Here is a 21,170-nt window from a genome sequence, read left to right as displayed (position 1 = left end):
CCGATAGCAGCTGCTACACGAGATCGAGGACGTCCTCGAGCATCGAGCCGATCGCCGCGAACTCGTCGTCGGTGACTTCGTGGCCCGTCTCGGGATAGCACCGTTCGTCGACCGCGGCGTCGGCCCGCTCGAACAGCCGGACCGTCTCGGCGACGTGGTCGCGATCGACGTGCGGATCGGCTTCGCCGTAGCCGATCAAAATCGGCGTTTCCTCGAGCGAGCCGTCGACGGCGCTCGAATCGATCTCCGCGGCTGTACCGGGAAGCGAACCCGAGAGGACGGCGAGGCCGCCGTAGCGGGTCGGGTTTCGACGGACGAACTCCGCGGCGACGCACGCGCCCTGCGAGAAGCCGACGATGACGGTCCGCTCGGGCGGCACGTCGATCGCTCGTGCGCCCTCGAGGGCGGCCGCCACGCAGTCGACGCTCGAGGAGAGCCACGGTTCGTTGTCGGCGCGCGGGGCCGTCGACGGCCGCGGATACCAGCGGCTCCGCTCGGCCTGCGGTGCGAGGATCGCGACGCCGTGGCGGTGGACGGGTTCCACGAGGTTGACGACGCCTTGGGCGGTCGCGCCGCGACCGTGACAGCAGATCAGCGCCGCGTCCGCGGCCAGCGCGGGCGCACCGGCGGTCAGCAGCGGCTGGCCAGCGTGGGGTCCCGAAACGGCGTCCATCGGCCGGCCCGACGCCGCCCTCGTCATCTGGTTCTCGCCCCGTCCCGTCGGCGCTCGGTCCGTCGGGACCGTCAGTTCCGGCAGTTGGCTCTCGATCAGGTCGCGGTCCGCCTCGAACCACTCGGGAAGGTACAGCGATTCGCCGGGTTCTTCACCCCCTTCGCTCGCCGCGACGCCGTCCGTCTCGGTCGCCAGTTCGAAGAGGATCCCGCCCGGTTCGCGAACGTACAGCGAGTGGAAGACGTGGCGATCCTTGACGCGGGAGACGTCGTAGCCGCGGTCGTCGAAGAGTTCGCGCCACTCGTGGAGTTCGGCTTCGGTCTCGACGCGGACCGCGACGTGGTGGAGTGTGCCTGTCCCTTCGCGGCCGAAGGGCGCGTCCCGGTCGAGCACGTCTACGACGGTGGCTCGCGACCCGGAGGCGCGATACCGAATCCGGTCGCCGTCCTCCGCGTCGTGCTCGAACCCCAGCGTCTCGAGCGTACCCGCGGTCGCGTAGGGGTTGACCGACAGCGTCGCCACGCCGTGAAGGCCACAGATTGCGCGCTCGATCGGTACCGGTCCCGCGGTCCAGCCCTCGATACCGCTCGATAGCTGCGGACCGGCCACGAGTTCGACCTGCGTGCCCGCGGGGTCTTCGAGTCGCAGGACCCGCTCGTCGAATCGCTCGAGCGGCCCCTCCACCGCGATGTCGTGGTTCTCGAGTCTCGCCTCCCAGTACTCGAGGGAGTCGGCCGGAATCGCGAACGAGACCGATTCGATCTGGGGGGTTCCGGGACGGCCGGGATCGCCGTGGGGATCCGGGAAGTGCGTCAGCACCGTTCCCGGCGTCCCGTTCGCGTCGCCGAAGTAGAGGTGATGTTGCAGGATGTCCTCGAAGTTGACGGTCCGCGTGACGAGTCGCAGGCCGAGCACGCCGACGTAGAAATCGATCGCCGTCTGGGCGTCCCCGACGATCCCGGTCACGTGGTGGAGTCCCGGCGTGTCGGACAACATGAAGCGTCGGTACGCGCTCGAGGTGGATAGCCTGCCGGGTCGGCCGACGGGTCGAGCGAACGGGACCGATCCCCCCGTCTGACAAATGGTTAAGTGTCGTGAACGACGACTAGGGGTATCCATGGGGAACAAGAACAAGACCATCTCGTTTCGGGTCAACGAGGACGCGTTCGAGGCGCTCCAGGCGATCGCCGAGGAGCGCGATATCTCGCTGTCCGCCGTCTTCCGGGATTACGTCGACCAGCTCGTCGAACACGACGGCCGGGTCGAGGTCGTTCCCGAAACCGAGCTGCAGGCTCGGACCGGCGGCACGGGCGACGAGGGGGACGTCTCGTTCCCGCCGACCGTCGAAGTCCCGAAGCGCTTCATCCGCGAACACGAGCGACTGGAACTGGAGGCCGAGCACCTCCGGGAGCAACTCGACGAGTACAAGGGCTACGTCAACGACCTGCAGGACCGCCTCGAGGACGAGGAAGAGGAGGTACTGCTGCTCGACGAGTTAGACGACGAGGACGAGGACGAACCCTACCAACTCGGGTAGCGCGGCGCGCTCGAGCGAGGCGGGCAGCCAGGACGGGGCCGTAAGCAGCTGCGGTCGGTTGTGACGGGAAACCGGGTGAGGGCAGGTCCCCGATTCGCACTTTTCATCGCACGTCCGACCGATATTACGTTGCTGTTTGTCGGGCGATCTCCTGAAAAGAAGGCAGTGCTTCGGGACCGCGTGTCGCCGCTCGGCGTTGTTGTGGCATCGCGATGGCGCAAGCCTTATGTACATATGAGTACGTCGATGTACAATAATGAACTCCGATACGGCGCTCGCTCCCGCGGTGCAGTCGATACTCGAGGCCGCCCGGGAGCGCACTGGCGGTGAGAACGACGTTGACGTCGACGCGCGTTCGTTGCCCGACGCACTGGCGCGGGCGGAGGCGGACGGACGAGTCCCGGTGATCGCGGAGGTGAAACCGACGAGCCCGACGGCCGAGGGGACTCGAGCCGACGATCCCGTCGAACTGGCCGAAGCGATGGTCGAGGGCGGCGCGGCGGCGATCTCCGTCCTCACGGAACCGACTCACTTCGGCGGCTCGCCCGAGGCACTGACCCGAATTCGGGCGGCCGTCGACGTCCCCGTCCTGCGCAAGGATTTCGTTCTCGAAGAGGACGGAATCGACGTCGTCGCAGCGGATCTCTTGTTGTTGATCGCTAGGTTCGTGGACGATCTCGACGGGCTCGTCGCCGCGGCCCGCGAGCGCGGCTTCCAGCCGCTCGTCGAGGTCCACGACCGCGCGGAGCTCGAGGCCGCACTCGAGGCGGGGGCAGAGATCATCGGCGTGAACAATCGGGATCTCGCGAATCTCGAGGTCGACCTCGAAACCTTCGAGTCAGTTGCGCCCGAGGCTCCTGATGACGTAACGCTGATCGCCGAGAGCGGCGTGTCGTCGCCGGTCGACGTGCGGCGAATGCGCGAGGCGGGTGCCGACGCGTTGCTGGTCGGCAGCGCCATCATGGACCACGGCGCGGGCGACAGCGACGTGACGGAGAACACGCGGCGACTCACGCGGGCGGAATCGACGGAGACGACGAAGTCAGCGAACTCGAGGACGGAGACGGACCAGACATGAGCGAACACGACGGAGACACCCAGATATGAGCACGGAACGCGAGCGCGACGGCGAGAGTGAATCAGGCCACGCTGGCACGTTCGGCGACTACGGCGGCCAGTACGTCCCCGAGGCGCTGATGCCGGCCCTCCAGGAACTCGAGGACGCCTACGAGCGATACGTCCTCGAGAACGAGGACGGCTTCATGGACGAGTTCCGCGAGCGGATGCGCGACTTCGGCGGCCGGCCGACGCCGCTCCAGCGCGCGGATCGGCTGAGCGAGCGCTACGATCGCGAGGTCTACCTCAAACGGGAGGATCTCGTCCACGGCGGCGCGCACAAGCTCAATAACGCGCTCGGACAAGTCCTCTTGGCCAAGTACATGGGTAAAGAGCGGATCATCGCCGAGACCGGCGCGGGCCAACACGGCACCGCGACGGCGATGGCCGCGGCCCACCTGGACATGCCCTGTGAGATCTACATGGGTCGGACGGACGTCAACCGCCAGCGCCCCAACGTCTACCGGATGCGGATGAACGGGGCCGAGGTGAATCCGGTCGAGGCCGGCAGCGGGACCCTGAAGGAGGCGATCAACGAAACGATGCGCGACTGGGCGACTACCGTCGAGCGGACCCACTACGTGATCGGCTCGGTCGTCGGCCCGCACCCGTTCCCGCAGATGGTCCGGGATTTCCAGTCGGTGATCGGCGACGAGGCTCGGAAACAGATTCGGGAGAAAGCCGGACGGCTGCCCGACAGCGTCGTCGCCTGCGCCGGCGGCGGCTCGAACACGATGGGAACCTTTCACGCGTTCGTTCCCGATGAAGACGTCGACCTCTACGCCGTCGAGGCCGGGGGCTCGAGCCTCGAGATAGACGAGGACGACGGCGTCGCGCCCAACTCCGCGACGCTCTCGACGGGTACCGACGGCGTCCTCCACGGCGCGATGACGAAACTCCTCCAGAGCGGGGACGGCCAGATCATGGAGTCCCACAGCGTCAGCGCGGGGCTCGACTACGCCGGCGTCGGTCCCGAGCTCTCGCATCTCGTGGCGACGGGCCGCGTGACGCCCGCGAGCGTCGACGACGAGGACGCGCTCAACGGCTTCCACCGGCTCTCGCGACTCGAGGGGATCATTCCGGCGCTCGAGTCGAGTCACGCGCTCGGGTACTTAGAGGAGGCCCACGAAGACCTCGGCGACATCGTCGTCGTCAACGTCTCCGGCCGCGGCGACAAGGATCTCGAAACCGTGCTCGAGGAGACCGAAAAGCGCGATCTCGAGGCCGCGCCGGACGTGGAGGTGTTCGACGGATGAGCGGCAATTCACAGTACGACAGCGACGTCGAAGCCGCCATCCGCGAGGACCACCCCGCGCTGATCACCTACATCACCGCGGGCGATCCGTCGCTCGAGGACACGAAGGCGTACGTCGAGGCGCTCGACCGCGGCGGCTCGGATCTGATCGAACTCGGCCTCCCCTTCTCGGAGCCGATCGCCGAGGGATCGACGATCCAGGCCGCGATCAACCGCGCGCTCGAGGCCGGCACGACCCCCGCGGGGTTCTTCGAGTTAGTCGACGACCTCGAGACCGAGGCGCCGCTGCTGGTGATGACGTACTACAACATGATTCTCCAGTTCGGAGACGAGCCCGATGTTCGGCCGTTCGTGGAGCGGGCCGCCGACGCGGGCCTCTCAGGGATCATCGTTCCCGATCTGCCCGCCGAGGAGGCCGACCCGCTTCGCGAGGCCTGCGACGACAACGGGCTCGATCTCGTCTTCATCATCGCCCCGACGACCGAGGGCGAGCGCCTCGATACAATCATGTCGCAGGTCTCGGGCTTCGCCTACGTCCAGGCCCGCCTCGGGACGACCGGCGCGCGCGCGAACGTCTCGAGTGCGACCCACGACAGCCTCGCACGGCTGTCCGAGTACGACGTACCAAAGGCGGTCGGCTTCGGCGTCAGCGAGGGCGATCACGCCGCCGAAATCATCGAGGCGGGAGCGGACGGCGTCATCGTCGGCAGCGCGCTCGTCGACATAATAGCCTCGAGCGAGACGCCCGAGGAGGCGGTCGACGCGCTCGAGGCGAAAGCCCGCGAACTCGAACGCGGCGCGCGCCGCGGGGCCGAGGGCGACGCGATCGATGCGGACGCGGAAAATGCACCGGAACCAGAACAGCCATAACTGCAAGCTTGCTACACTCCCGCAATGACCACCGGAACTGACGCACGACTCGAGCGAATCGGGACGGACGGATCGTACGTGATCGTCCCAATGGACCACGGCATCACAATGGGTGCCGTCCAGGGACTGAAAGACATCGAATCGACCATCGACGGCGTGACCAGCGGCGGGGCGGACGCCGTCCTCACGCAGAAGGGGATCGCACCGCGCGTTCACGACAACAAGAACGGACGGGGCTACATCGTCCACCTCAACGGCTCGACGACGATCGGGCCCGACGAGGAAGACAAGCGACCGACGGGAACCGTCGAGGAAGCGATCCGGGTCGGTGCCGACGCCGTCTCCTTCCACATCAACGTCGGCTCGGAACACGAACCCGATCAGCTCAGCGAGCTCTCGGAGGTAACCGAGACGGCCGATCGGTTCGGAATACCGGTACTCGCGATGGCCTACGCCCGCGGACCCGGCGTCGATCCCGAAGACCCCGAGGCGCTGGGTCACGCGGTCCGCCTCGCCGAAGAACTGGGCGCCGATATCGTCAAAACGGGCTACAGCGGCGACGCCGAGAGCTTCCAGCACGTCATCGAGTCGACCCGGCTTCCGGTGGTCATCGCCGGCGGCTCGAAGGGATCCGACCGCCAGACGATCGAGATGGTTCGCGGCGTGATGGACGCCGGCGGCGCCGGCGTCTCGATGGGCCGGTCGATCTTCCAGCACGAGGACCCCGAGGCGATCGCGCGGGCGGTCGCCGGCGTCGTCCACGACGATCTCTCGACCGACGAGGCGCTCGCCGAAGCGGGCCTGGCGCTCGAGATCTGAGGGTCGCCGCGTTTTCTGCAACGAGTCGTCTCTCAGCGCCCACAGCCGTTGGGTCGCTCAGTGGCAGTGCGTATCGAGGTGGACGTCGCGGTCGGCGTAGCTGGGCGATAGCTCGACCGTGGCGTGATCGACGCCGTGACGGGCGAGCTCGTCGTGAACGCGGCCGACGACCGCCTCGGCGTCCGTCATCAACTCGACGTCCGTTTCGACGTGGACCGTCGCGACCGTGATCTGGCTGCAGATCTGCCAGGCGTGGAAGTCGTCGACGCGAGTGACGCCCGCTATCTCGCGAATGTGGGCTCGGATGTCGTCGCTCTCGAGTGGCGTCTTGAGGAAGAAGATCTCGCTGCTGCCCCGCAACACGGCGATCGCCGACCAGGCGACCACGGCGGCGATGAGCGCCGCGGTGATCGGATCGATGACAGTGAACCCGGTCACCTCGATTGCGACGACGGAGACGATGACGGCGACCGAGCCGCCCGCGTCGCCCAGCAGGTGGTAGAACGCGCCCTTCTCGTTGAGGCTCATCGCGTCGCCGTGGAGGACGGAGACCGAGCCGAGGTTGACCAGCAGGCCGCCTATCGCGATTACGATCGTCGGCCCGGCACCGATGGCGACGGGCTCCAAGAACCGCTGATAGGACTCCCAGAGGATGAAGCCGACCATCGGCAGGAGGAGCAGTCCGTTGAGAAAGGCGGCGAACGGCTCGAGGCGGTGGAGGCCGTACGACCAGCGGTCGCCCTCGCCGTATCGTTCGGCGACGTGGGCGGCGGCGAAGGCCATCACGTACGCGAGGGCGTCGAACAGCATGTGGACGGCGTCGCTGATGAGCGCGACCGAGCCGAAAGCGAGTCCGCCCGCGAGTTCGACGACGAAACCGACGACGTTGATCAGCGAGACGGCGGCGAGCTTGCGGCTGCTCGTCGACCCGCCGCCGTGGCTATGGCCGCCGTGACTGTGGTCACCGTGATCGTGGCCGTCGTGCGAGTCGTCGTGATCGTGGCCGTCGTGCGAGTCGTCGTGGTTGTGCGCCGACTCGTTGTAACTCATCGTAGGTCGAACTCATCGGTTCGGTCCTATTAATTCGGCTGCTATTAAACGGCGTTCTCTATGGTAACCATAACAAAAGTATCGGATCGAGTTATTAACTCGCCGCGCAGCGTCTCGCGATTTCTCACACGCGAGTTACCTAATCGGAAGAATTTCGGCGGCGGTCTTCCTTCTCGAGCCTGTGACCGACGGCGAGGAGTACACGCTCGCGGACGAGATCGTCGCTCGTGCGCGGATTCACGCCCGCGAGGTGGTCGACGAGTACGAGCTGGCGGTCGATCTCGGGGACCTCGAGTGGGACGTGTCTGCGCGAGCGCGCCGCAGGGCGGGGGCGTGTCGCTGGCACGCCGACCGCGAGGTGGCGACGATCGTCCTCGCTCGGAAGGCCTACGAGGCCTACGAGTGGCCCGCGTTCGCCGAAATCGTCCGCCACGAACTCGTCCACGCCTGGGAGTTCCAGCAATTCGGCGAGTCCGGACACGGATCGCGGTTTCGCGAGCGGGCCGCGGCGCTCGAGGCTCCCCGCTACTGCGATGCGTTCGCGGAGCCGCGGTACGTCCTCCGGTGTCTCACGCCAAGTTGCGACTGGCACGCGAAACGCCACCGCGCGTCGAAGCCGGTGAAGTCGCCCGAGCAGTATCGGTGCGGGGCCTGCAGCGGTCCCCTCGAGGTCGAACACGCGGAAAGCGGCCGAACGTGGACGACCGCGAGCGGCTACGGCGGCGCGAAAGCGGCGCTCGGCGACGAGTGGTAGTGCGGCGGAGTGCGCCTATTTCAGACTCGAATTACGCGACAGCATCCGTAGCTAACCACAGCTGGGCGGGAATGAAAGGGGCTTCCCGGGTCGACGAACCCGGACGACACAAGCACCGCAGGCGAACGGAGTGAGCCGAGGAGCACAGCGAGTCCTGGGAGTGGACCTGGGAAGGGGCTTTCAGGGTATTGAGGAGAAAGAGCGAACTGAGGTAACCGATGACAAGAACACCCAGTCGACCGCGGAACACTTATTCGCCTCACACGACCTGTTTCGGGTATGGGAATACTCGAGTTGATGCTGGGCAAGACCGAACCCGGCGAACAGGGCGTCGAAGGGAAGTCCTACGCGCTCCCGAAGGAGACGCACGACTTCGTCTACCCCGTCGCGGTCCGTCGAGAGGAGGTGGCGGCGTTCACCGAGTTGCTCGCGGCCGAAGCGGACGCACCGCCGCTGGCGGACGCGAGCGGCGACCTGCAGTCCGTCTTCGACGGACTGGTCGGTGAGGGTGGCATCGACGCCGACGAACTGGCCGACCGGATGAGCCGGCCCCGCGAGGCGATCGAGCCGATGATCGAAACCTGGACCGAAGCGATCGAGCGGGATATCGGGGTCGTTTACGCCCGAATCGGTGCCTACGAGAATCTGCTGGCGTTCGTCAAGTTCTGTAAGCAACGCGACGAGGACGACAGCGATCCGTTCGAACTCCCCGAGACCTTCCCGGACGCGGCGGCGCTGCTCAAGCGACTCGAGGAGGGCACCGATACCCAGTACCGCGCGCTGGTACACACGGACCTCCTGCCGGACGAATAGCGCAGCGATCGCATCCGCACCTCTAGACGATCGTCTCGAACGCCTCGAGCGACGCGAGTTCGTAGGTCGGCACGTGCTCGCCGGGCGCGTCGTCGCGGCCGGTATCCAGCCAGGCCGAATCGAGTCCCATCGCGTTGGCACCCGCGATATCGGCGTGGAGCGAGTCGCCGACGTGGATCGACGCGTCGGCTGTGACCGCGAGTTCGTCGAGCGCGCGTTCGAAGGGGGCCGCGTTCGGCTTCGGGAGAATGCCCGCGCTCGGCTCCGTGAACACCTGGACGTCGAAGGCGTCTTCGATGCCGAGCGCCTCGAGTTTCCGCGTCTGCGTCGGTCGCCCGCCGTTCGTGATGAGGCCGACCCGTCCCAGCTCGCGGGCGCGCTCGAGCGCGGCTTCCGCGCCGGGCCGGAACTCGACGGCGGTCGGATCCTGCACCTCGAGGTGCGCCGCGGCGAGCGTCGGGGCGATACCGGAATCGACGCCGGCGCGCCCCGCGACTTCGGTAAAGAGGTGCTCGTAGAACTCCCGGTCCGTCTCGGCGGTCGGCAACTCGGGCACCGCGGCCCGGAGATCCGCGGGCGTACAGAACTGCTCGTAGCCGGCGCGCTCGAACGTCGACTCGAGGACGGTCGCGGCGTCCCGGGTCGGCTCGCAGAGGGTGGAATCGAGATCGAAACAGATCGCGTCGTAGGCGGCCATCTGCTCTGTTCTATGAGCGGGGGCGTTCTCAACGTTTCGCCGACCTTGTAAACGAACTTGGGAGAACGGTACCGCTGACAGTAACAGCCTGAAAGCCCCGACAGGGTTCGAGGGCTGCGACTCGCTGTCGTTCGAGAGAGCTTTGCTCTCTCGTGATGACGAAAGGCGCTCCGCGCCTTTCGAACCACGCCCTTCGCTCACTCCGTTCGCTCCAGTGCTTCCTTCGTCTCGCACCTCGAACCCTGTCGCCCCTTTCATTCCCACCCGACTGGTGGTTCGATCGGGCGGCGGAAACCCGCCGGTTGATCGGAGTGGGTTCGACTCGAGTCCCACCGCCGATTTCGCAGCAGTTATTTTTGCTGACACGCCGTGTGGTGTATGGAGGTCGTCAAGCGAGTGCACGTCGTGCCGCTGGGCTACGAGTTCGATCGGATCCTCGAACCGATCCGGACCCAGCGGGCCGATCTGGTCTACCTGCTCGAGGACGGCGCGGACGACGAGGGAACGGGTACTGAACGAACGAGCGAGGGCGACGATGGAACCGCCGCGCGGAACGCGGCCGCGGACTATCACGACGAGTTGCGCGCCGAACTCGAGACGGTCGTCCCGGAGGTCCGGACGTGGGAGTGTGATCTGACGGATGTCTACGCCGTGCTCGGCGACGTGACGACGATCGCGGACGTCCACGCCGCCGATCAGGTGTACGTCAACGTCTCCGGAGCCGGGACGATTCCCGCGATCGGCGCGACGATCGCGTGCATGGACGTTTCGACCGACGCACACGCCTACTACGTCGAGCCGTCGGAGTACGCACACGACGGGACGGTCGAACCCGCCTCGTTCGGGATCGACGAGATGGAGCAGGTGCCGACCTACCCGATCGAGTCACCGACGCGCGATCAGGTCGCGATCATGGAGTTTCTCGCCGACCCCGCCGCGTGGGACGGGTACCACGACGATCGGACGGCACCGCCGAAAAAGAAAGACCTCATCGAGTACGCCCGGGATCACGAACTCTCCTTCATGGCCGATCGCCGCTCGCCCGACGAGCGTACCGGCGAGGACAAAGGCGCGTTTCGGGTGTTGGATACCCACGTCCTCGAGCCGCTCGCCGAGGACGGCTACGTCACGATCGAGTCGGTCGGTCGCCGGCGCGTAGTCGAACTGACCGAGCGGGGCGAGAACGCCTACCGGGCGTTCCGTCACAAGCTCATGGACGACGCCGGCGAGCAGCGATAAGAGACGGCAACGGGGAGGAGTGCCAGCGGAGGGAGCGCCAGCGGGGGAGCCGGTCAGGCCGAGGGTGGAGTACGAACGGGATGCGAAGACGACGGCTCAGTCTTCGCGGTGGACCAGCACGTACAGTCTCGTGCCTAATCTGGCGTGCTCGAGGTCGGCCTCGAGCCGTTCGATATGATCGCGAAGGGCGGCCGCATCGAGCCCCGGGACCTCGCGGTCGGTGCGGGGATCGAGGTGGCTGCTCGCTCGCGCGAGCAGGAAGGGCGCGGCGTCAGCGAGGCGCGAGCCCGGTAGCTCGGGGCCAGCGTTGCGACCGCGCTCGACCGCGGCCAGCACTTCCTGCGCCACGACGAGCGTCCGGCGCAGCGACCGGATCTCGTCGGCATCGGCGGGCGGGCACAGGTACCGTGCCAGCAGTTCGTCGGCCGCGACGACTCGAGCGGGATCGACGTCGAACGTCTCCGCGACCCGCTCGCGGTCGGGTTCGCCGACGCCGGTGCGGCGACACGCGAGTCGGACGGCACCCAGCACGGCGGCTGGTCGGCCGTGCTCGAGCGTCGCCATCTCGCCCGCGTGCTCGAACGCCGCTCGAGCGACGTCGGCCGCGGACTCCACCTCGAGCCGGCGGGCGGCACGGTCGATCGTCAGTTCGACGTCCGTCTCGAGGTGGCGCTGACCCATGACTGAACGCTCGGCCGGACGGGTATTATCGACTTCTGAGAAAGTATCGCTACTATCGTTACTATCGAAACTGTCATGAGTGTCGTTACAATTGTGGTCGCAGTGACTGCGATGACGGGCCACCGACGCGGAGGGTGCGGCACGGCCGCTCCCGTCGACGGCTGCCGGTCGGTCCATCCCCCTGCCTGATCCGCCACGTTCAAGCCGATTCCCTTCGAGGGACGATTCATGACGCGATCTGTCTGGATAAAAGCCGACGACACCGTCGGCGACTGGGACGACCGCCGAGCGCGGATCACCGCGGCGCTCGAGGCGGGCGCGGACTGGGTACTGGTCGACGAAGACGACGTCGCGCGCGTTCGCGAACTCGGCGACATCAACGTCGCGGCGTTTCGGACCGACGGCGACGTAACGCTGGTCGACGATATCGACGACGCCGAAGCGGACGACGAAAGCGACGACGCCGTACCGGCCGCGCAGGCGGACGCGATGGTCGTCGGCAAGGACGGCGAGGGCGACGCGACCATCGACCTCCCCGAGGACTTCTCCGGCTCGGCGGATCTCTCCACGCTGCGGCGCAAGGGCGATTTCGATCGGGGCGCGTACGTCCGCATCCTGGGCAAGGAGTACGAGCGCTTCGCCGAAACCGCCGCCGCGGAGGCCGACCACACCATCGTCGTCGGCGAGGACTGGACGATCATCCCGCTCGAGAACCTGATCGCCCGCATCGGCGAGGAGACCGACCTCGTGGCGGGCGTCACCACCGCCGAGGAGGCGAAGACGGCCTTCGAAACCCTCGAGATCGGCTCCGACGCCGTCTTGCTCGACTCGGACGACCCGGACGAGATCCGACGGACGGTCGAGGTCCGCGACGAGGCCGAGCGGGAGAGCCTCGACCTCGAGTACGCGGAAGTGATCGACATCGAGCGGGCCGGCAGCGCGGATCGAGTCTGCGTCGACACCGGCACCCTGCTCGAGCACGACGAGGGGATGCTCGTGGGCTCGATGAGCCGCGGGCTCGTCTTCGTCCACGCCGAGACCGCCGAATCGCCCTACGTCGCCTCCCGCCCGTTCCGGGTCAACGCGGGTGCGGTCCACGCCTACGTCCGTACGCCCGACGGCGGCACGAAGTACCTCTCCGAACTCCAGAGCGGCGACGAGGTACAGGTCGTCGACCTCGCCGGCAACACCCGCGAGGCAATCGTCGGCCGGGCCAAGATCGAGCAGCGACCCATGTTCCGGATCGCCCTCGAGACCGAGAGCGGCGACCGCGTCGAAACCCTGCTTCAAAACGCCGAGACGATCAAGGTCGCCACCGCTGAGGGGCGAACGGCGGTGACCGACCTCGAGGCCGGCGACGAGATCCTGCTGTACGCCGAGGACACGGCCCGGCACTTCGGCGAGGCCGTCGAAGAGAGCATCATCGAGAAGTAACGCCGAAACCCCGTTTCTACCAGTCTCAGACGGACGACGCTCCATCGGTCCCGGCGCATCCGCCACCCGCCAGGCGGGTGTGCCGATACGGCGGGACAGCGAGCCGTCTCAGACGTCGTTCGTCTCCGCTTCCGGCTCGACGGGCTCGAGTCGCGTCGTACACCAGTGGCAGAACTCGAGGTCCTCGTCGATCTCTTTCCCGCACTCCGGACAGGTCGGTCCGTCCGCCCCGGTCTCCCCGCCGGAGGAGTAGCCGAGCGCGCGAAAGGTCGCATCGATCGCGGCGAACAGGGCGATAAACGAGAGGAGGAACTGAGCCATGGGATCGGTGTTCTCGGCCATGACGGTCGCCTGCTCGAGGGCCTGGTCGACGCTCGTCATCGGTCCGGCCGCCGTGAGCTGGTCGATCGGGAGAAAGAGCGCGCTCGCCGTGAAGAAGAGACCGGCAAAGGCGGCGGCGCGAAGCCAATCGCGAACGAGGACGTGGCCTGCGCCGGGCATGATCACCGAGAGGCCGGCGGCGAGGATCGCGCGGAGCCATGTCATTGTACGTGGGGATGGTAGGGGACCCCTGCCCTTAACATTCCGATTTCGATTACTCTCGATCGAAGCGACGCCACGGAATCGCGAAAACGAGGGTCACCCGGCCGATTCGTCGCACGCGACGGCGGCGTCGACGGTCGTCTCGATCGTCGTCGACCCGGTCGTGGCACGTATCTCGATCGGCACTCTCTCCGACGGCCCGACGCTCCCGCAGGGGACGCCGGTAACTTCGATCGATGCCTTCGATCCGGGTTCGACCGACGCACTGCGCAGGTTGACACTCGTGTTCGGTCCCAGATCGTCGACCGTCGATTCGTCGACGACCGCGATCGTCAGTTCGCTGTCGGCTCGGTTCGTCACGTCGATCGTCGTCTCGTTCTCGCCGCTCGAGCGCGCGTCGAAGGCGACGAGTTGCTCCGACTCGTCGGCGGCGATCGTCACTTCGATCGACCGCTCCATCGCGACCGAACTCACGCCACCGCTCGAGACGACGAGCGAGATCACTGCGATGGCGACTATCGCGAGACCGATTCGGGAGGTCATCGCGGCGGATCACCCGTCCCGACTCGGTTTCGGTGATCGTAGCTCGTGTGCACGATCGCGGTGAAACCGAACATCGCGACGAATATCGCGGCGAGTACCGTCCCGCCCAGTTCGACGAACGGAAAGATCGCGTACTGGGCGAGCGCGCTCACTGCGACTCCGACGGCCGTCAGCCCCAGATACACGTGGCTCCAGGGAATATCTTCCGACGGAACGTACTCGAGGTACATCTGAAGCTCGGCCGCTTCGTCGGTCAGTTCGATGACGCCTCGCGACTGATCGTACTCGATCGCTCCGACGTCGTCGAGTTTCGGCAGGTGTGACTGCCGGAGTGCGGTGTAGACTCGCTTTCGCTTCTTCCAGGGCAGCTCGTCGGCCGGGATACCGTACTCTTTCGCCGAGATCGAATCGACGAGCGTCCGCAGGTCGACTCGCTTCTCGTCGGTCCGCTTGAGGTAGTGGAGTACCCACCGGCGTCGGCGGTTACTTAGCATCGTGAATATTTCGTCACGCGTCAGTTCCCCTCTCCGTGAATCGTCTCCTACTGATAGGTCGGTCACCCCTGCATCCCCATCGACTCGGTCACCGATTTCCATGTTAGTTAGTTGTAAACTAGAGAAAATAGACCTGTTTTCAGTAATCACCCTCCAGTCTAGCGATCCTATAGACATTTCCACTAGCAACATTCGAGTATGTATAAATGAAATGAACAATATACCGGAGCGCCTCGACCACGTCCGATGAGGCGAACGAATTCCCTACCGAACGGAGTTTCGGCGACAGGCATCATCAGCAGTGCCGGAAGTCGGCCCATAGCAAAACCGAACGATCCTGTCCGGTGAAACGGCGCGCGGCGACGTGTCTCGCCGATACGTCATCGCGCCGGTTCGGAGTAACAGCATGTCACGAACGGGAGGAGGCAGCGGAACGATGCTTCGGCGAGCGGCGGCTATCGGTATCGTCGCCCTCGTCGGCCTGCTCGTGGCCGGTCACGTTCTCGGCGTTCCGATCGGCCTCGGCTACGTCGAGACCGGGAGCATGGAGCCGACGATCGACGCCGGCGACGGCTTCGTCGCCGTTCCGGCCGCCGTCGCCGGCCCGGTCGAACGGGGAGACGTCGTCGTCTACGACGCGCGAGAGATCGAGGACGGCGGCCTGACGACGCACCGGGTGGTCGAAGAGACGGAACACGGTTACGTGACGCGCGGGGACGCGAACCCGTTCGCCGATCAGGACAGCGGGGAACCCCACGTCACTGACGGCCAAATCGCCGCGAAAGCGCTGCAGGTCAACGGCGAGGTCGTAACGATTCCACACCTCGGAACGGCCGCGATGGCGGTCCAGAACGGGCTCGAGTCGGCCCAGTGGTGGCTCGCGTCGACGCTCGGGATCCGAGCGTTGGCCGGCGGTCGGGGCTTCTCGCACCTTTTGCTCGGCTTCGGGCTGGTCGTGACCGTCCTGTCGGTTGCGCTCGACGGTCGGGGAACCCCCGATCGCGTGCGCTCTCGAGCGCGCACGCGCAAAGACGCGTTCGACGCTCGGCGGTTCGTCATCGGGATGGGTGCGCTCGTCTTCGTGGTCGCGCTGGCGACCACGGTCGCGATGTCCGGTTCGGTCGAGATCGGTGTCGTGAGCGCGGAGTTCGAATCGGATCGTCCCGACGTAGTCCCCGCCGGCGAAACGAAAACGCACGCCACCGAACTGCGAAACGGCGGCGTACTCCCGATCGTGAGTATCGCGGAACCGGCCAGCGACGGGATAGACATCGAGGAGGAGCCGCGAGTGCTCGCTCGGGGTGAGAGCGCCGACGCGACGCTCGCGCTCACGGCACCGCCGGAGACGGGATACTACCTGCGCTCGTACACGGAGCGGCGGTACTTCGCGGTGCTTCCGCCGCCGGTTATCGCACAACTTCACGCCGTTCATCCCTGGGTAGCGATGACCGGTACGGCGACCGTCGTCACGGGACTCGTCGTGCTCCCGCTCGCGTTACTCGCAGGGACCGGGACGATTCGAACCCGATCGCGGCGGCGGTCGGATTCGCCAGAGGGGGTTCTGAGGTGACAAATATGGACACGAGATACGGGATTACGCGGAGGGATGGATAGTGAACGACGATCGATTACTCGTTCGGGCGCGAGCCGCACTCGACGAGTGGTACGTCCTCGTCGTCATCGTCCTGCTCGCGCTGGCGCTCGTCGGCGTCTGGGGGGCGTACGCGTCAGTCGCCAGCCCCGCCGAGCAGACTGACCGAGAGACGGGCGAGGCGTGGTCGACGACCGGCGGTTTCGAACACAGCGCGGACGTGCGAGCCGAAAACGAGGTGTTCCCGGTCGGCACGCAGCTCTCGGACCGATCGGTCTATTTCACCGAGATCACGCCCGAACTCGAGGGGACGTTCACTCACCGATACGACGCCGACGCCGGCGACGTGACCGCCGACGTCGAACTCGAGCGGGTGATACGATCCGCCGACGACGAGCGGGAGTACTGGACGGTGAACGATACGATCGCGGAGACGACGGCCGAGGACCTCGAGCCCGGCGAGGAGATGACGACTACGTTCGCGGTCGACGTCCCCGCGGCGGTCAACGAGAGCGAACGGATCGAGGAGAGTCTCGGCGGCTCGCCGGGGTCGGTCGAGACGACCGTCGTCGCGACCGTGACGATCCAGGGGACGATCGACGGCGACCCCGTCGAGCGGACCGAGCGGTACGAACTCGCGATCGCACCCGACGGGTCCACGTACGCCGTCGATGCGCCGACGGCGGATCGGCACGCACAGGAGCGGACCGACGGGGTCACGTCCCCGAGTTCGGCCGGGTTCGTCGGTCCGATCGGCTCCGTCCTTCTCCTGCTCGCGTCGGTCTGTGGCCTCGGTGCACTCGTAACCGCCCGGACCAGAGGGACGCTCGCACCCTCCGACGCCGAACTCGAGCGACTCCGCACCGAATACGAACGCGAGGAGTTCGACGACTGGATCTCCCGGGGATCGCTCCCCGACGAGGTCCGCCAGCGCTCGCGGATCGAAGTGTCGACGCTCGAGGACCTGGTGGACATCGCGATCGACTGCGATCGGCGCGTGCTCGAGGACGAGTCGGCGGGCGGCTACTACGTCGTCGACGGGCATTCGTTGTACGCGTACGAACCGAACCGGTTCGAGGAGGACTCGAGTGACGACTCCGGTGTCGATCACTTCGAGGAGCGACCCGAAGCGGAGAACGCCGTCGCCGACGAGTTAGGTGCGGGCGATTCCGGGCTCGAAGGCGGGGCCGACGACGCAGACTCCTGAGGTATCGACGATTTCGGTCGCCTCGCGGCGATCTGTAGGTCGTCGATTACGTGCGTTTTCGAGTCAATTCGCGACGATTCGTGCGAATCGTTACGGTCGGATAGCAAAAGCCTCGGCCCTGAGAGTGTTCGAAAGCAGAAGCTGTGCAGTGTCATTCTCCGTTCGTCGCACGTTCGTGGTTGCGCTCGAGGCGCGACGGGCAGCCCCCGTAGACAGTGCCGTCGGAGGTCGGTCAGTCCTCTCTCGAGAATAGATTGGACGTACAGAAACGGACCGATGAACGACTTTCGTGGTCTCGCTGCGGTCGGTGTGGGAAGCGGTTACGCGGAGTAGTGAGTGCAGAAACCGGACTGCAGGGCTCGCGTGTCGAATCTCCTGTCAGTGTATACACAAGGGGTGGGACGGGCATGGGGGGAATGCATGCGTTCGGATACGACGCGACGCTGTCGGGCAACGACGAACCGGAGATCCGAACGTGCGTGGAGTGGTGATGACTATGGAACGACGTAAATTCATGATCGGTGCAGGGAGTACAGCAATCGGAGCCAGCGCGCTCGTCGGTTCAGGCGCGTTCAATTTCGCTAACGTCGAGCGCAATATGAGCGTTGACGTCGTTGATGACGCCGATGCGTTCCTCGCGCTCGAGGATACGAGTGCATACGCTGATGGGACGGGGAAGCAGTTGGCACTCACATTCGATGACACTGCACAAGTGGGCGGAGACGGCATCAACGAGAATTCGGACTACTCGTTTACCGGGGTGTTCAGCATCAGAAACCAGGGATCACAGTCGGTCGGCGTCTGGATAAACGATAACGACTCGAACGATGCTGTCGAATTCTATGGGACAGAGACGGATGAACAATCGAATTTCTCCACCTCGATCGAAGGAAGTGGCAATGCCTACGCACTCGGCGTCGGTGAGAGGGTGTACGTCAATGTGGTTATCTTGCTTCAAGATAACTCCTACGGGGACCTACCCGACACGATCAACGTGGTGGCGGACGCGTCCGCGGGCAACTAACGGCTAAGAGCCGGTACTATTTTTCACCGGCCGTGAGACGGCATCGAGTTCGACGGCTGCCGGCGACTGATCCAGTCGTCCCCGACCGTCCGTCTCATCACCGAACCGTCACGATCGAATCGCGTCGTGGATTGGTATTTCGGTGGCGCTCGATCAGTTCGTTCGCGGTATTCCCGTGAAATACGGGTGAATCAACGGGGTGCCGTACGTTCGGTTCCCGAGTGAACTCATTTTCACGTCGAAATCAAACGTCTCGGGTCGCGATCTTCCAGGGCAGTAGAATCGAATTTAGGAAAGTTCGTCAATTAACTGTGAAAGGGTCTCGAGGTCGTACTGGCCCGGTGCGGTCGCCGCCGCGGGATCCACGGGCGCGTACCCGATTTTCGAGCCGTACACCGGAGCCACCGCTCGAGTGTGACTCCCGGCCTCCCCCATCGCCATCGTCGCAACGGTATCCCCATGCGAAGTCAGTTGCTCGGTCGCCGACAGCACGGCGAGCGTGTCCGCCTTCGACTCCGCGGTCACCGCCAGCTTCGCCACGTCGGCGTACTTGCCCGCCTCGGTCAGCGTTCGCACCATCTCCTTGCGGGGCGGCGTCCCCTCGAAGTCGTGAGTCGAGGCGACGATCGAGACGTCGCGGTCGCGGGCCGTCTCGCGCACCGCGTCGGCCGCTCCCTCGAGAATCGACGCGAGCTCGACGTCGATCGCCGCGACGGCGTCGAACGCGGTCGCCTCGGCGAGCGCCTCGAGTCGTCCTTCGTCGCTCGCCTCCCCGCCTTCCCAATCGGCCCGGTTCGTCGCGAGGATCGGCAACTCGCCGTCGTACGCCTCGAGCGCGGCCAGCGGCTCGTCGGCGAAGTCCATTCGAAATTCGATCGCGTTCGCGTGCTCGCGGGCCGCGGGCTCGTCGGCGAGATCCGCCGTCGCGGCCGCGAGGACGAACGAGTCGAAGGTCAGCGTCATTGCTACCCAGTGGGAGCGAGAACGACAAAAACGGTGTCGTTTCGGCGAGTTCGGCGCGCGTCGCCCGCGTCAGGCCATCCCGATGGTCTCCTCGGCCTCGAGGAGCTCGTGGTACCGGTTTCGAATCGTCACTTCGGAGATGTCGGCGACGTCGCTGACGGCAGCCTGTGTGGTCTTCTCGTTGGTCAAGAGCGCGGCGGCGTAGACCGCGGCGGCCGCGAGGCCGACCGGCGACTTGCCGCTGTGGACGCCCTTCTCCTTGGCGTTCTGGAGCAGCGAGCGCGCGCGGTGCTCGGCCTCGTCGGAGAGCTCGAGCCCCGAGGCGAAGCGGGGGACGTAGCTCTCGGGGTCGGCGGGCTGGACCTCGAGGCCCAGTTCGCGGACCACGTAGCGGTAGGTGCGCGCGATCTCGTTTTTCTCGACGCGGGAGACGTCCGCGATCTCGTCGAGGCTGCGAGGGACGCCGGCCTGGCGGGCGGCGGCGTAGACGCAGGCCGTCGAGACGCCTTCGATCGATCGGCCGGGAAGGAGGTCCTCGTCGAGCGCGCGGCGGTAGATGACGCTGGCGGTCTCGCGGACGTTCGTCGGGAGACCGAGGGCGGAGGCCATTCGGTCGATCTCGCCGAGTGCCTGTTTCAGGTTGCGCTCCTTGGAGTCGCGGGTACGAAAGCGCTCGTTCCACTTGCGCAGGCGCTGCATCTTCTCGCGCTGGCGGGAGCCAAGCGAGTTCCCGTAGGCGTCCTTGTTCCGCCAGTCGATGTTCGTCGAGAGTCCCTTGTCGTGCATCGTGTTCGTCGTGGGCGCGCCCACGCGGGACTTCTCGTTCTTCTCGGCGGCGTCGAAGGCCCGCCACTCGGGGCCGCGGTCGACCGAGTCCTCCTCGACGACCAGTCCGCAGTCCTCACAGACCGTCTCGCCGTGTTCGTCGTCGACGACGAGGTTGCCCGCACACTCGGGGCAGGCCAGATCCTCTTGCTCGCTTTCGGTCTCTTGTTCGTTCGTTTCGGGTTCGCTACGTCGTACTCTCGTGTTCGATGGTGCGTTAGTCATACGATGGCGATTGCTGGCCGGCCGAACCGATCGCAAAAGCCCGGACGGATCCGTTACCTTCCACGTTCAGACACTCGAGGTTTAATAGTTTCGAAATCCCGGCCGGAAATCCCGTCAAATTGGATAATTCGACGAATGATCATGTGAGATCGCTCCAGAACATGTAGCGCGACGCCGAAGCGGAGCCTCCAACTTCGTCCCGTTCGAACGGGCGGTATGGAACTCGCAGTCGGGAGTACGAACCCGGTCAAGATCACCGCCGTCGAGCGGACGCTCGAGCGGTACGAACCGACCGTGACCGCCGTCGCCGTCGACTCCGGGGTTCGCGAGCAGCCGCGATCGATCGAGGAAACCGTCAGGGGAGCCGAGAATCGCGCCCGACGGGCGCTCGCGGCGACCGACGCCGACTACGGGGTCGGCCTCGAGGGCGGCGTCGCTCGACCGGAGGGAGCGCCGGGGCTCTCGCTGATCATGTGGGGTGCCGTCACCGACGGGGACCGAACCGAGCGAGGCGGCGGCCCGACGCTTCGTCTCCCCGATACCGTCGCCGAACGGGTCGCGGACGGCTCGGAGCTAGGGCCGGTGATGGACGACCTGCTCGGGACCGAGGGCGTCGCCGAGTCCGAGGGAGCCGCCGGCGCGCTCACCGCCGGACTGACCGATCGGACGCGAGCGCTCGGTCAAGCAGTTTCGTCCTCGTTCGGCCCGTTCGTAACGGAGTATTACGACGCGGACAACTGACGATCGCCCCCGGCGCGCGGTCGCGTTCGCTGCTCTCCGTTCGGACCCTCGATCGAATCCCGGCGCCCCGAAACCG

22 protein-coding genes and 1 pseudogene are annotated in these 21,170 nt (G+C 66.1%); 13 read left to right on the top strand and 10 right to left on the bottom strand.

Going from position 1 to position 21,170, the window contains the following annotated elements; translation table 11 throughout:
- Positions 1 to 13 precede the first annotated feature (13 nt).
- Together AC0QDI_RS20470 and AC0QDI_RS20465 are read right to left on the bottom strand one after the other, a co-directional pair.
- On the bottom strand, positions 14 to 700 hold the full coding sequence (locus AC0QDI_RS20470; protein ID WP_474671414.1) for an alpha/beta hydrolase: 687 nt from the start codon (positions 698 to 700) through the stop codon (positions 14 to 16).
- A gap of 15 nt (positions 701 to 715) precedes the next feature.
- Positions 716 to 1,669 (bottom strand): annotated as a pseudogene (locus AC0QDI_RS20465) (VOC family protein); the annotation flags it as partial.
- 121 nt (positions 1,670 to 1,790) lie between these two features.
- On the opposite strand from AC0QDI_RS20465, the gene AC0QDI_RS20460 reads away from it, so the two are divergent.
- The 5 genes from AC0QDI_RS20460 (at position 1,791) to AC0QDI_RS20440 (ending at position 6,270) form a co-directional block, all read left to right on the top strand.
- Positions 1,791 to 2,210: a DUF8146 domain-containing protein gene (locus AC0QDI_RS20460; RefSeq protein ID WP_474671326.1), complete on the top strand. Its 420-nt coding sequence runs from the start codon at positions 1,791 to 1,793 to the stop codon at positions 2,208 to 2,210.
- A gap of 256 nt (positions 2,211 to 2,466) precedes the next feature.
- On the top strand, positions 2,467 to 3,288 hold the full coding sequence (gene trpC, locus AC0QDI_RS20455) for an indole-3-glycerol phosphate synthase (RefSeq protein WP_474671324.1): 822 nt from the start codon (positions 2,467 to 2,469) through the stop codon (positions 3,286 to 3,288).
- A gap of 25 nt (positions 3,289 to 3,313) precedes the next feature.
- Positions 3,314 to 4,582: a tryptophan synthase subunit beta gene (trpB, locus tag AC0QDI_RS20450; protein ID WP_474671322.1), complete on the top strand. Its 1,269-nt coding sequence runs from the start codon at positions 3,314 to 3,316 to the stop codon at positions 4,580 to 4,582.
- Complete coding sequence (trpA, locus tag AC0QDI_RS20445; protein ID WP_474671320.1) at positions 4,579 to 5,451, top strand: tryptophan synthase subunit alpha; 873 nt, start codon at positions 4,579 to 4,581, stop codon at positions 5,449 to 5,451. Before trpB ends, trpA begins: the two co-directional genes overlap by 4 nt.
- 24 nt (positions 5,452 to 5,475) lie before the next feature.
- Positions 5,476 to 6,270 (top strand): 2-amino-3,7-dideoxy-D-threo-hept-6-ulosonate synthase, encoded by a 795-nt coding sequence (locus AC0QDI_RS20440; RefSeq protein ID WP_474671318.1) that lies wholly within the window; start codon positions 5,476 to 5,478, stop codon positions 6,268 to 6,270.
- A gap of 57 nt (positions 6,271 to 6,327) precedes the next feature.
- Here the strand turns inward: AC0QDI_RS20440 and AC0QDI_RS20435 are convergent, their stop codons facing one another.
- Positions 6,328 to 7,320 carry a cation diffusion facilitator family transporter gene (locus AC0QDI_RS20435; RefSeq protein ID WP_474671316.1) on the bottom strand — a complete coding sequence of 331 codons (993 nt, stop codon included), beginning with the start codon at positions 7,318 to 7,320 and terminating at the stop codon, positions 6,328 to 6,330.
- 181 nt (positions 7,321 to 7,501) lie between these two features.
- On the opposite strand from AC0QDI_RS20435, the gene AC0QDI_RS20430 reads away from it, so the two are divergent.
- Positions 7,502 to 8,074 carry a SprT family zinc-dependent metalloprotease gene (locus AC0QDI_RS20430; protein ID WP_474671314.1) on the top strand — a complete coding sequence of 191 codons (573 nt, stop codon included), beginning with the start codon at positions 7,502 to 7,504 and terminating at the stop codon, positions 8,072 to 8,074.
- A gap of 279 nt (positions 8,075 to 8,353) precedes the next feature.
- Positions 8,354 to 8,887, top strand: coding sequence for a hypothetical protein (locus tag AC0QDI_RS20425; protein ID WP_474671312.1), 534 nt, complete (start codon positions 8,354 to 8,356; stop codon positions 8,885 to 8,887).
- Between the two features lie 22 nt (positions 8,888 to 8,909).
- Here the strand turns inward: AC0QDI_RS20425 and AC0QDI_RS20420 are convergent, their stop codons facing one another.
- The gene (locus AC0QDI_RS20420; protein WP_474671310.1) at positions 8,910 to 9,584 is read right to left on the bottom strand and encodes an HAD family hydrolase; all 675 of its coding nucleotides are present in this window, start codon (positions 9,582 to 9,584) and stop codon (positions 8,910 to 8,912) included.
- Between the two features lie 378 nt (positions 9,585 to 9,962).
- Between AC0QDI_RS20420 and AC0QDI_RS20415 the strand changes: the two genes are divergently transcribed.
- Positions 9,963 to 10,823, top strand: coding sequence for an HFX_2341 family transcriptional regulator domain-containing protein (locus AC0QDI_RS20415; protein ID WP_474671308.1), 861 nt, complete (start codon positions 9,963 to 9,965; stop codon positions 10,821 to 10,823).
- 96 nt (positions 10,824 to 10,919) lie between these two features.
- On the opposite strand, the gene AC0QDI_RS20410 is transcribed toward AC0QDI_RS20415, so the two are convergent.
- The gene (locus AC0QDI_RS20410) at positions 10,920 to 11,504 is read right to left on the bottom strand and encodes a hypothetical protein (RefSeq protein WP_474671306.1); all 585 of its coding nucleotides are present in this window, start codon (positions 11,502 to 11,504) and stop codon (positions 10,920 to 10,922) included.
- Between the two features lie 228 nt (positions 11,505 to 11,732).
- On the opposite strand from AC0QDI_RS20410, the gene AC0QDI_RS20405 reads away from it, so the two are divergent.
- The gene (locus AC0QDI_RS20405) at positions 11,733 to 12,938 is read left to right on the top strand and encodes a 3-dehydroquinate synthase II (RefSeq protein WP_474671304.1); all 1,206 of its coding nucleotides are present in this window, start codon (positions 11,733 to 11,735) and stop codon (positions 12,936 to 12,938) included.
- A 108-nt stretch (positions 12,939 to 13,046) separates the two neighbouring features.
- Here the strand turns inward: AC0QDI_RS20405 and AC0QDI_RS20400 are convergent, their stop codons facing one another.
- The 3 genes from AC0QDI_RS20400 to AC0QDI_RS20390 all read right to left on the bottom strand — a co-directional run bounded on the left by AC0QDI_RS20400 (position 13,047) and on the right by AC0QDI_RS20390 (position 14,620).
- Entirely contained in the window at positions 13,047 to 13,484 is a 438-nt protein-coding gene (locus AC0QDI_RS20400; RefSeq protein ID WP_474671302.1) for a DUF7575 domain-containing protein, read from the bottom strand.
- A 93-nt stretch (positions 13,485 to 13,577) separates the two neighbouring features.
- Entirely contained in the window at positions 13,578 to 14,024 is a 447-nt protein-coding gene (locus tag AC0QDI_RS20395; protein WP_474671300.1) for a hypothetical protein, read from the bottom strand.
- Positions 14,021 to 14,620 carry a DUF7344 domain-containing protein gene (locus AC0QDI_RS20390; RefSeq protein ID WP_474671298.1) on the bottom strand — a complete coding sequence of 200 codons (600 nt, stop codon included), beginning with the start codon at positions 14,618 to 14,620 and terminating at the stop codon, positions 14,021 to 14,023. The genes AC0QDI_RS20395 and AC0QDI_RS20390 overlap by 4 nt, the downstream gene beginning before the upstream one ends.
- 304 nt (positions 14,621 to 14,924) lie before the next feature.
- On the opposite strand from AC0QDI_RS20390, the gene AC0QDI_RS20385 reads away from it, so the two are divergent.
- The 3 genes from AC0QDI_RS20385 to AC0QDI_RS20375 all read left to right on the top strand — a co-directional run bounded on the left by AC0QDI_RS20385 (position 14,925) and on the right by AC0QDI_RS20375 (position 18,340).
- Positions 14,925 to 16,088 carry a signal peptidase I gene (locus AC0QDI_RS20385; RefSeq protein WP_474671296.1) on the top strand — a complete coding sequence of 388 codons (1,164 nt, stop codon included), beginning with the start codon at positions 14,925 to 14,927 and terminating at the stop codon, positions 16,086 to 16,088.
- Between the two features lie 43 nt (positions 16,089 to 16,131).
- The gene (locus AC0QDI_RS20380; protein WP_474671294.1) at positions 16,132 to 17,316 is read left to right on the top strand and encodes a DUF5305 domain-containing protein; all 1,185 of its coding nucleotides are present in this window, start codon (positions 16,132 to 16,134) and stop codon (positions 17,314 to 17,316) included.
- 496 nt (positions 17,317 to 17,812) lie between these two features.
- The gene (locus AC0QDI_RS20375; RefSeq protein WP_474671292.1) at positions 17,813 to 18,340 is read left to right on the top strand and encodes a DUF1102 domain-containing protein; all 528 of its coding nucleotides are present in this window, start codon (positions 17,813 to 17,815) and stop codon (positions 18,338 to 18,340) included.
- A 288-nt stretch (positions 18,341 to 18,628) separates the two neighbouring features.
- On the opposite strand, the gene AC0QDI_RS20370 is transcribed toward AC0QDI_RS20375, so the two are convergent.
- Positions 18,629 to 19,303: a type I 3-dehydroquinate dehydratase gene (locus tag AC0QDI_RS20370; protein WP_474671290.1), complete on the bottom strand. Its 675-nt coding sequence runs from the start codon at positions 19,301 to 19,303 to the stop codon at positions 18,629 to 18,631.
- Between the two features lie 69 nt (positions 19,304 to 19,372).
- Positions 19,373 to 20,353 (bottom strand): transcription initiation factor IIB, encoded by a 981-nt coding sequence (locus AC0QDI_RS20365; protein ID WP_097380621.1) that lies wholly within the window; start codon positions 20,351 to 20,353, stop codon positions 19,373 to 19,375.
- A 216-nt stretch (positions 20,354 to 20,569) separates the two neighbouring features.
- On the opposite strand from AC0QDI_RS20365, the gene yjjX reads away from it, so the two are divergent.
- The gene (yjjX, locus tag AC0QDI_RS20360) at positions 20,570 to 21,094 is read left to right on the top strand and encodes an inosine/xanthosine triphosphatase (RefSeq protein ID WP_474671287.1); all 525 of its coding nucleotides are present in this window, start codon (positions 20,570 to 20,572) and stop codon (positions 21,092 to 21,094) included.
- Positions 21,095 to 21,170: the final 76 nt, after the last annotated feature.

It is taken from the genome of Natrinema sp. LJW11 (genome assembly GCF_056135975.1).
Note: the sequence above shows the minus strand (reverse complement) of the source record. Positions and strands in the feature narration are given on the sequence as shown.

Coding starts and splice junctions, on each gene's coding strand:
- AC0QDI_RS20470 (WP_474671414.1), bottom strand. CDS start 700: ATGACGAGGGCGGCGTCGGGCCGGCCGATGGACGCCGTTTCGGGACCC.
- AC0QDI_RS20460 (WP_474671326.1), top strand. CDS start 1,791: ATGGGGAACAAGAACAAGACCATCTCGTTTCGGGTCAACGAGGACGCG.
- trpC (WP_474671324.1), top strand. CDS start 2,467: ATGAACTCCGATACGGCGCTCGCTCCCGCGGTGCAGTCGATACTCGAG.
- trpB (WP_474671322.1), top strand. CDS start 3,314: ATGAGCACGGAACGCGAGCGCGACGGCGAGAGTGAATCAGGCCACGCT.
- trpA (WP_474671320.1), top strand. CDS start 4,579: ATGAGCGGCAATTCACAGTACGACAGCGACGTCGAAGCCGCCATCCGC.
- AC0QDI_RS20440 (WP_474671318.1), top strand. CDS start 5,476: ATGACCACCGGAACTGACGCACGACTCGAGCGAATCGGGACGGACGGA.
- AC0QDI_RS20435 (WP_474671316.1), bottom strand. CDS start 7,320: ATGAGTTACAACGAGTCGGCGCACAACCACGACGACTCGCACGACGGC.
- AC0QDI_RS20425 (WP_474671312.1), top strand. CDS start 8,354: ATGGGAATACTCGAGTTGATGCTGGGCAAGACCGAACCCGGCGAACAG.
- AC0QDI_RS20420 (WP_474671310.1), bottom strand. CDS start 9,584: ATGGCCGCCTACGACGCGATCTGTTTCGATCTCGATTCCACCCTCTGC.
- AC0QDI_RS20415 (WP_474671308.1), top strand. CDS start 9,963: ATGGAGGTCGTCAAGCGAGTGCACGTCGTGCCGCTGGGCTACGAGTTC.
- AC0QDI_RS20410 (WP_474671306.1), bottom strand. CDS start 11,504: ATGGGTCAGCGCCACCTCGAGACGGACGTCGAACTGACGATCGACCGT.
- AC0QDI_RS20405 (WP_474671304.1), top strand. CDS start 11,733: ATGACGCGATCTGTCTGGATAAAAGCCGACGACACCGTCGGCGACTGG.
- AC0QDI_RS20400 (WP_474671302.1), bottom strand. CDS start 13,484: ATGACATGGCTCCGCGCGATCCTCGCCGCCGGCCTCTCGGTGATCATG.
- AC0QDI_RS20395 (WP_474671300.1), bottom strand. CDS start 14,024: ATGACCTCCCGAATCGGTCTCGCGATAGTCGCCATCGCAGTGATCTCG.
- AC0QDI_RS20390 (WP_474671298.1), bottom strand. CDS start 14,620: ATGGAAATCGGTGACCGAGTCGATGGGGATGCAGGGGTGACCGACCTA.
- AC0QDI_RS20385 (WP_474671296.1), top strand. CDS start 14,925: ATGTCACGAACGGGAGGAGGCAGCGGAACGATGCTTCGGCGAGCGGCG.
- AC0QDI_RS20375 (WP_474671292.1), top strand. CDS start 17,813: ATGGAACGACGTAAATTCATGATCGGTGCAGGGAGTACAGCAATCGGA.
- AC0QDI_RS20370 (WP_474671290.1), bottom strand. CDS start 19,303: ATGACGCTGACCTTCGACTCGTTCGTCCTCGCGGCCGCGACGGCGGAT.
- AC0QDI_RS20365 (WP_097380621.1), bottom strand. CDS start 20,353: ATGACTAACGCACCATCGAACACGAGAGTACGACGTAGCGAACCCGAA.
- yjjX (WP_474671287.1), top strand. CDS start 20,570: ATGGAACTCGCAGTCGGGAGTACGAACCCGGTCAAGATCACCGCCGTC.